An 8,132-nucleotide genomic window follows, 5' to 3' on the forward strand; every position below is an offset into this window, starting at 1 on the left:
GCCGAACCGTTTACCTCAGCACGGTCTCGAGCTGGCTTTCCGGAAGACTCATCGGATGCCCCTCCCACACCACCTTGCCTTCTTTGTCGAGGATCATCGCATGCGGAATGCCGCGGATGCCGAAAGGCTTCGCAAACTTGCCGTTCGCGTCGAGCGCCACGTGGTAGTCGATCGGGGTCTTCCTGACAAAGGCGTTCACCGTGGAAAGGTCCTCATCGGTCACGCCAATGATCTCCAGTCCCTTGTCCTTGTACTTTTTGTAAACCTCGTTGAGGTGGGGGATGCTCGTGCGGCACGGCGGGCACCACGTGGCCCAGAATTCAACGATGAGCGGTTTCCCCGTGAGCACCGGGTCCTTCCCTTTGAAGCGGAGTTTGTCCACCTTCACCACGGTGCCGGTGTTGTCTTTGCTGGCGGTCGCCAGCACGTTCGGGAGGACGAAAAGGCTGCCCAGAAGCAGCGCGACGAATGCGATTTTGGATTTCATGGCTGTGAGCGTGATTGCGGCCGCGATTAAACAGAACGGCGCATCGCTTGTAAATCCCATTCGCGGAGGCGCGGCAATTGGCCGTCTTAATTTACCTCCCCGACCTCCGGCGCCACGTATGCACCAGAAAATGCCCCAGCCCGCTGAACTTGAACTTCGGGTCCACCCAGCGCTCGATCACGTAGAAAGCGAAATAATAGGCCCGGCAGAAGCCCCATACACACAGCGCGAGTAGCACCGCGTTGCGCCAGCTCCAGTTCTCGATGAGCAGGATCCCGGCGGAGAGAACGCCGATGAGGAGAAACAGCCAGCCCTTGAGCCACATGGCCTTGGTGCTTTTGAGATCGCGCATGGTCTGGGATGATGAGTTTCGCGGCAGCGTTTTGGAGTGCTCCAGCCCTCTGGAGCTTTTCGCGGGCCTGGAGTCATTCGAAAGCGCCGGAGGGCCGGCGCACTCCAGGACGCTATCGCGTGCTTTGGTTACTTCTTCTCCAGCCGCACATAGTCGATGCCAACCATGTTCGACGGAATCGCATCGGGGTTCGGCGGAGCGAGCGTGAAGGTCAGTTTGTGCTCACCCGCGGTCAGTTCGTGAGTGCCCCACTCCTTTTCGCCGGTGTGGAGGACTTTGGGGTTGTTGTAGCCATCGAACGAGGACGCCACGGGCTTGCCATCGAGCGTGATGCTCACCACGCCGTAATCACGCGCCATCGTCAGCGCGCCGTAAAGCGTGTACTTGCCCGCTTCCTTCACCGGAATGGCCAGCGTGAGCTTCTGATCCGGCTTGCCGCCGGTCCACCAAAGCTGCGCCGCGCCGCTCCAGTCGTTGCCGAAGCCGCCCATGCCTTGCTTGCCCGTTTTGCCGCCCGTGATTTCGAGCACCTTGAGCGATTCGCCTTCGAGGGCTCCGGGTATTGTAGTCCCGGCTTTAGCCGGTCCTCCTGAGCCGCCTGAAGGCGGGACTACAGAACCACTCTGCAAATACTTCACGAGATCGACGACCATCTCCGGCTGCAAGGCATCAAACAGCCCTTCAGGCATCGTGCTGAGCTTGGAGACCTCGCGCTTGGCGATGTCCGCCTGCGGCAGCGTGAACTCCACACCGCCCATCATGGCGATCTTCACGGCGGCGGGGTTTTCTTCTTTGATGACGCCGCTCATGACGCGGCCATCCTTCATGGTGAAGAGGTTGAGCTGGTAAGCTTTGCCGATCACGGCGTTCGGATCGAGCACGTTTTCGAGCAGGTAGTTCAAATCGGCGCGATTGCTGCCGGTGATGTCGGGGCCGACGTTTTGGCCTTCGCCGAAGAGTTTGTGGCATTGGCCGCAGGTGGCGGTGTAGAGCATCTTGCCCTTCGCGAGGTCGCCCTTGGCCAGTTTGGCGGGCGTGAGGAGGTCGCGATACTTTTTCGTGCGCTCGGCGAGGTCGGCTTTCGGCGCGTTGACATCGCCCCAGGCGGATTTGATGAGGGCGTTGATCTCCGCGTCGTCGAAGGCTGTGAGCTGGCGCACCAAAAACGGCGAAAGAGCCGTCGCGGGCACGGTTTTGGTCTCGACGGCCTTCAGCAGTGCTTTCGAGCCTTCTTTGGTCGAGGCGAGCGTGTTCACCGCATCGGGCAATTCGTTCGCGGAGAGCTTTGGAAGCGCCGCACCGAGGATTTTCGGCGTTTCGGCATCTTTGAGCGAGGCGAGCGCCTGAATCGCCTTTCGACGCAGCGAGGCCGGTGCGTCGTTTTGGAGGAGTTGGAGCAGGGTTTTGGCTGTGGAGGCGTCTTTGGCCTGAAGGAGCACGTTGAGGGCGTTTTCGCGTTCGCTGGTCCGAGCGCTCGCGGAGCCGAGAAGGTCGCGATAGGTCGCCAGAGCCGTTTCGATGCCCATGGAGGCTTCGAGTTCGAGCAAAGTGGCTGCGGCTTTAGCCGCATCTGGATGAGGTTCGGCTAAAGCCGAAGCCACTTTCTGGCGCAGCGCGTCCCAGCCATCCGGTTTCGTGATCTGGTGCCCATTTCGCGCGGCCTGGACCAACGCATTCAGCAAATCGAGCTTCAAAACGGCATCCGGCGTCTCCGCGGCCAGTTTGAGCAAGCTCGTGCGTCCCGCGTCATCCGACGAGAGGCGTCGATAGATGAACTGCGTTACCTTCGGCATCTTCGACACCTTCGCGAGCTGCATCCCCACCGCCGGGTCCGCCGCCACCACCGGCTCGATGCCATACCAGATGAGCAGCGGGATCATCGGATCGTCCTTGTCCTCGCCATGCTTGAGGAGCGCGGTGGCGAGGTCTTTGCGTTGATCTTGTGGGATGCGTTGAAGCGCGGAGGCGAGTTCGCGGCGGACGATGGGGTCCATAGGCGTGGCCGATGCCAGCTCCAACGCATAGGCGATGAATGAGTCGGCATTTTTTTGCTCTTCAACATTGGCTGGCAGAGGTTGAAGCCAGTGCTTCTCGCTAAGGCAGCGTATTCCTTGAACTCGCATAGTTGGTTCAGTGGCATCACGACTCACCATGAGAGAAGTCGAATTGAGAACATCGACCAAGCGGACAGCCCAAAGCGCACGCAGTTTCTGCGTGGTAGAAACTCCATCGTTGGTAACGGCATCTCCGAAGACTGTTAGCAACGGATCGATGGCATCCCGCAGATTACCAGCCTGACCAGAAAGTTGGGATACTTTCTCCATCAGCACCCTTCTCGCCATCCGCGAAAACCAATCGTTCTCCGCCTGCACGGCGAGTTTCGCCAGTGTTTCATCGCTTTCCTTGGCGAGATCGAACGGGGCTGTTGGAGTGTAGGCTTTAGCCGATGTATGGGAGCTTCCAGAGTCGGCTAAAGCCTGGACTCCAACTCCGCCTTCGTAAGTCACTCGATAAATGCGCCCATTGCTGCGATCCCAGTGCTCCACGGCGCCGCTGCCGCGGTGGCAGATTTGCTGGTCGCTCCAGTCGCTGACGTAGAGGGCGCCGTCGGGGCCGACCTTTTGCGTGACGGGGATGAAGTGCATGTCGTTCGCACGAAGGAAGTCGGCGGCGTGTTTGCCGATGTAGGTGCTGGCGTGCGGGTCGGTGTAGTTCGCGACGAGGCGATGGCCGTGGAGGTTGCCGAAGAGGAGCTGGTTGCGATACGTCGGCGGGAAGAGGCTGCTCTGGTAGATGGCGAGGCCGCAGTGCGCGTGACCGCCGCCGAGCGCGTTGGTGTCGTTGTTCATCACGCCTGCGCCGGTCGTTTTGTCGAAGGTGACATCGGGTCGCGGATTGCCGGCGTAGTGCGCGTGGTCGGCGATGGTCTTGATGTCCTCGTAGGTGTGCGCGTTGAAGTGCTGCCCGGCCTGCCGTTGATACCGTCCGCCGGGGACGATGTGGTAGAGATGCGGAATGACGCACGCGGTGACGAACCACTCGCCATGCTGGTCGTAATCGAGCCCCCACGGGTTGCTGGTGCCATGCGCGAAGACCTCAAACTCATGCCGCACAGGATGATAGCGCCACACACCGGCATTGATGGGCTCGCGCTGGTCATCCGGCGTGCCCGGCTTGCCGACGCGGCTGTGCGTGAAGACGCCATGGCAGCCATACAGCCAGCCGTCCGGGCCCCAGATGAAGGAGTTGAGGGTTTCGTGGGTGTCCTGGGTGCCCCAGCCGTCGAGGAGGGCGTAGGCGGTGAAGTTCAGGCCGGGGACTTGAGTAACGGGGCCATTCTTGGCCCCTTCTGATCCAGACGGGCCAGGAATGGCCCGATTACTGCCGAGCGGCAGCGGCTTGTCCCCATCCCGCGGAATGAACATCAAATACGGCGCAGCCCCAACCCACACGCCGCCGAAGCCGAGTTCGATGCCGCTGACGAGATTCAGGCCTTCGCAGAAGATTTTCTTCGTCTCGAAGGTGCCGTCGCCGTCTTTGTCTTCGAGGATTTTGATGCGGTCCTGGCCTTTCCCGACTTCGCGGGGCTGCGGATAACTATTTCCTTCCACGACCCAGATGCGGCCGCGTTCGTCGAAGGTGAAGGCCATCGGCTGCACGAGGTCCGGCTCCGCGGCGATGAACTCGGCTTTGAAGCCGCCGGGGAGCTGCATGGACTTCAGCGCGGTGGCGGGCGACTGGCCTTTGGCGTATTCGGCCTGCGGCTTGAGCGCGGGACCGTAGAGCTTCTTCGGCGTGAGGTCGGCGGTGGTGTCCTTCCGCTCCTGCGTGAGGATGAAGACGCCCGCTTTGTTGCCGACGACGATGTCGGGCAGCTTGTCGCCATTCAAATCGCCAACCTGCACATCGACGCCGACGCCGGTGTTTGCGTCGATGAGATGCGGAACGAAATCGACACCACCCTTGCCGTCGCGCTTCGTTTGATACCAATAGATGACTCGGTGGCCGTGCTCGTCGGGGTCGTGGCCGTTGTGCGCCCAGTAGCGCTTGCCGGTGACGATGTCCTGGACGCCATCGCCGTCGATGTCCGCGAGGTGCGCGGCGTGCGGCTGGCTGAAGACGATGCCGTAGTCGTTGTCCTGCGGCTGCTCGCTGGCGAGCATGACGCGGGTCCATTTGGGCATGTTCGGAGCAGTCTTGTTCTGCAGAAACACTGCCACGCCATAACGGTGCGCGGCGAGGCTGGTGAAGATGTCGTTCTCGCCATTGCCGTCGAAATCATAGGCGAACATCTGTGCCCCGCCGCCGACACCGGCGGCGAAGTTGTGCTGCGTCCAAGGAGCCGGACTTGCCAAGTCCGGACGGGAGTTGGCAACTCCCGCTCCTTGATTCTCCCACCAACGGCGTGCCTCCAGCAGATCGAGCTTTCCATCGCCATTCACGTCGCCGACGCCGAGCCCGTGCGTGAACTTCGCGACCTTCATGTCATCCGTGACGGCGACGAAGGGCCATTTATCGGTCGGTTTCGACCAGTTCGGGGCGAACCAGCCGAACTTCCCGCCGGTGCTGCACACGATCTCTGGTTTGCCGTCGCCGGTGATGTCGGTGAAGACGGGCGATTCGTTGTCCACCACGTCGGCGACGATGTGCATGGGCCACGGTTTGTCGTCGTGGGTGCCGGGATTCAGGTAAAGCCGCGCTTCCTTGCCGGGGAAGCCGAGGATGAGGATGTCGTTCTTTTTGTCGGCGTCGAAATCGTGGACGTAGGCGAAGAAGTTGTCCGAGTAGCCATTGATGCTGAAGATCTTCGGCTCGTAGTAAGCGTGCTTCTTTTCAAAAGCCGGACCTTCCCACCAAAACGGCCCTGCGACGACGTCGGGTTTGCCGTCGCCATTGATGTCGCCGATCGCGGCACCTTCGGAGTAAAAGTCACCGTGGAGCTGCTGGCGCTTCCAGGTGATCTGCGTGGCGGCGTGCAGGCTGGAGGCCGCGAGGAGGGCGAAGACGAGCGTTTTCATGGCTGAGAGAAAACCAACGCTATCAGATTTGGCCCTTGGTGGACAAGTTTTATGCCGCATCGGCCATCAGGCCGTTTATTCTGCCCGCATGCCACCTGTCTTCATCCTCAGCGAAGAACCCATCCAGCCCGCCCAGACCCGGTTCAAGACGGGCGAGGGCGCGGAGGCGCAGTTTCTCGGCGTGGTGCGCGGTGAAGAGGACGGCAGGCCGATCTCCGGCATCGACTACAGCGCCTACCTGCCCATGGCGGATAAGATGCTGCGCGAACTCGTCGAACGCGGCGAGCGCGAACATGGGCCGCATCGCGTGTTCATACAGCATCGCCTCGGTTTCGTAGCCGCAGAGCAGCCGAGCATCATCATCAAGGTGCGCACGAAGCACAGCGCGGAGTCCTTTGACCTGTGCCGCTGGTATTTGAAGGAAATCAAAACCTGCGTGCCGATCTGGAAGAAGCCGGTCTTTGCGCTTTGATGTTTCGTATCCTATTTCAAACTCTTCTCACACCATGCCCACGCCCGCCTTCCACTACCAAGAACTCCTCGAACTCGGCACCGACGACACCGAATACCGCCTGCTGACCAAGGATCACGTCCGCGTCGAAAAACTCGGCGATAAAGAGATGCTCGTCGTCGATCCCGAGGCGCTCACGCTGCTGGCGAACCAGGCGTTTCATGACATCAATTTCTTCCTGCGCCCGAAGCACCTGAAGCAGGTCGCCGCCATCCTCGATGACAAGGAAGCGAGCGAGAACGACCGCATGGTGGCGCTCACGATGCTCAAAAATGCCGATGTGGCCTCCGCGGGCTTGCTGCCGTTTTGTCAGGACACCGGCACCTCCATCATCATGGGCAAAAAGGGCCAGCAGGTCTGGACCGGCGGCGGTGATGAGGCCGCGCTCTCGAAGGGCGTCTATCTCGCCTACACCGAGAACAACCTGCGCTACTCGCAAAACGCCGCGCTGAACATGTTCGACGAGAAGAACACCGGCACCAATCTGCCCGCGCAGCTCGATTTGTATGCCACCGATGGCGACGCTTATAAATTCCTTTTCATCGCCAAAGGCGGCGGCTCGGCGAACAAGGCCTTCCTGTATCAGGAAACCCGAGCCGTGCTCAATCCGAAGAGCATCGTGAAGTTTTTGACCGACAAAATGGTCACGCTCGGCACCGCCGCGTGCCCGCCTTACCATCTCACCTTCGTCATCGGCGGCACCTCGGCCGAATCGACGATGAAACACGTCAAACTCGCCTCCACGAAGTATTACGACAACCTCCCCACCACCGGCAACGAGCACGGCCGCGCCTTCCGCGATGTCGAGCTCGAGGCGCAGATGCTCCAGGCCGCCCGCGAGTGCGGCATCGGTGCCCAATTTGGCGGGAAATACTTTGCGCTCGATGTCCGCATCATCCGCCTGCCGCGTCACGGCGCGTCACTGCCCATCGGCATCGGCGTTTCCTGCTCCGCCGACCGCCAGGCGAAAGGCAAGATCACGCGTGACGGCGTCTTCATCGAGAAGCTCGAAACGAACCCGCTGCAATACATCCCCGAGGAGCTGCGCCACCGCAAAGACACCAACGCCGTGCGCATCGACACCAATCGCCCGATGGCCGAGATCCGCGCCGAGCTGAGCAAGTATCCCACCACCACGCGCCTCCTCATCAACGGCCCCATCATCGTCGCCCGCGACATCGCGCATGCGAAGCTGAAGGAGATGCTCGATGCCGGCAAGCCGCTGCCCGATTACTTCAAGAATCACCCCGTCTATTACGCTGGCCCCGCCAAAACACCCGCCGGCATGCCCAGCGGCAGCTTCGGCCCCACCACCGCCGGACGCATGGACAGCTATGTCGATCTCTTCCAAAGCCACGGCGGCAGCATGGTGATGATCGCGAAGGGAAATCGCGGCCAGCAGGTCACGGATGCGTGCAAGAAGCACGGCGGCTTCTACCTCGGCAGCATCGGCGGTCCCGCCGCCATCCTCGCCAAGGAAAACATCAAGAAGGTCGAAGTCGTCGAGTTCCCCGAACTCGGCATGGAAGCCATCTGGAAGATCGAGGTGGAAGATTTCCCGGCCTTCATCCTCATCGACGACAAGGGGAACGACTTCTTCCAAAGCGTCGGACCGGGGTGCTCGGTGAAGCATTGATGCCCGAGGTTACCGTTCAGTCTTGCTGCCAAGGCAATACACCCCATAGTGGCATTTGATATAACGTGAAGGAGTGTATCCGAGCAGGAGGCGGAGGCAAGACTCGTTTAGCTGGAGGCGCGTGGCGC

The 8,132-nt window shown here is 60.9% G+C and carries 5 protein-coding genes; 2 read left to right on the forward strand and 3 right to left on the reverse strand.

The window, feature by feature from the left end; translation table 11 throughout:
• Positions 1-10: 10 nt before the first annotated feature.
• The 3 genes from IAE77_RS12590 to IAE77_RS12600 all read right to left on the reverse strand — a co-directional run bounded on the left by IAE77_RS12590 (position 11) and on the right by IAE77_RS12600 (position 5,857).
• On the reverse strand, positions 11-487 hold the full coding sequence (locus IAE77_RS12590) for a TlpA disulfide reductase family protein (RefSeq protein ID WP_294226969.1): 477 nt from the start codon (positions 485-487) through the stop codon (positions 11-13).
• Between the two features lie 91 nt (positions 488-578).
• Positions 579-839, reverse strand: a complete 261-nt coding sequence (locus IAE77_RS12595) for a hypothetical protein (RefSeq protein WP_294226970.1) — start codon at positions 837-839, stop codon at positions 579-581.
• A gap of 128 nt (positions 840-967) precedes the next feature.
• Complete coding sequence (locus IAE77_RS12600) at positions 968-5,857, reverse strand: PVC-type heme-binding CxxCH protein (RefSeq protein WP_294226973.1); 4,890 nt, start codon at positions 5,855-5,857, stop codon at positions 968-970.
• An 88-nt stretch (positions 5,858-5,945) separates the two neighbouring features.
• On the opposite strand from IAE77_RS12600, the gene IAE77_RS12605 reads away from it, so the two are divergent.
• On the forward strand, positions 5,946-6,329 hold the full coding sequence (locus tag IAE77_RS12605) for a molybdenum cofactor biosynthesis protein MoaE (RefSeq protein ID WP_294226975.1): 384 nt from the start codon (positions 5,946-5,948) through the stop codon (positions 6,327-6,329).
• 34 nt (positions 6,330-6,363) lie between these two features.
• Entirely contained in the window at positions 6,364-8,004 is a 1,641-nt protein-coding gene (locus IAE77_RS12610) for a fumarate hydratase (protein ID WP_294226977.1), read from the forward strand.
• The last annotated feature ends 128 nt before the right edge of the window (positions 8,005-8,132 follow it).

The organism is Prosthecobacter sp. (assembly GCF_014879935.1).
Lineage (GTDB): Bacteria > Verrucomicrobiota > Verrucomicrobiia > Verrucomicrobiales > Verrucomicrobiaceae > Prosthecobacter.

What these genes read in the sequence shown, in the direction of transcription:
- IAE77_RS12600 (WP_294226973.1), bottom strand. Translation starts at nt 5,857, where the DNA reads ATGAAAACGCTCGTCTTCGCCCTCCTCGCGGCCTCCAGCCTGCACGCC.
- IAE77_RS12595 (WP_294226970.1), bottom strand. Translation starts at nt 839, where the DNA reads ATGCGCGATCTCAAAAGCACCAAGGCCATGTGGCTCAAGGGCTGGCTG.
- IAE77_RS12610 (WP_294226977.1), top strand. Translation starts at nt 6,364, where the DNA reads ATGCCCACGCCCGCCTTCCACTACCAAGAACTCCTCGAACTCGGCACC.
- IAE77_RS12605 (WP_294226975.1), top strand. Translation starts at nt 5,946, where the DNA reads ATGCCACCTGTCTTCATCCTCAGCGAAGAACCCATCCAGCCCGCCCAG.
- IAE77_RS12590 (WP_294226969.1), bottom strand. Translation starts at nt 487, where the DNA reads ATGAAATCCAAAATCGCATTCGTCGCGCTGCTTCTGGGCAGCCTTTTC.